Origin of the sequence: Exiguobacterium sp. s40, assembly GCF_018617905.1 — a bacterium.
Taxonomy (GTDB): domain Bacteria; phylum Bacillota; class Bacilli; order Exiguobacteriales; family Exiguobacteriaceae; genus Exiguobacterium; species Exiguobacterium mexicanum_A.
On record NZ_JACSLC010000037.1, the window covers coordinates 1 to 381 of the forward strand.

At 49.9% G+C, this 381-nt stretch carries 2 tRNA genes; both read left to right on the top strand.

Features of this window, described 5'->3' with window-relative positions:
* Window positions 1-119 precede the first annotated feature (119 nt).
* Window positions 120-196: transfer RNA gene (locus KNP02_RS14750), tRNA-Ile, on the top strand.
* A 21-nt stretch (window positions 197-217) separates the two neighbouring features.
* Window positions 218-290, top strand: a tRNA-Ala gene (locus tag KNP02_RS14755).
* Window positions 291-381: the final 91 nt, after the last annotated feature.

Here is a 381-nt window from a genome sequence, read left to right on the forward strand (position 1 = left end):
AACAAGGTAGCCGTATCGGAAGGTGCGGCTGGATCACCTCCTTTCTAAGGAAAATGCCCATGTGGCATTGCCCATCGTTCAGTTTTGAGAGACCAAATCTCTCGACAATCAAAATATGAGGGCCTATAGCTCAGCTGGTTAGAGCGCACGCCTGATAAGCGTGAGGTCGGTGGTTCGAGTCCACTTAGGCCCACCATTTTTTTGAGAATTCCTATATGGGGCCTTAGCTCAGCTGGGAGAGCGCCTGCCTTGCACGCAGGAGGTCAGCGGTTCGATCCCGCTAGGCTCCACTTTGTTCCTTGAAAACTGAAGATTCATCAAGACATCAAACCAATTAATTTCACATATGGTCCGTGAGGACCGTGTGTCTTAGACGCTAGA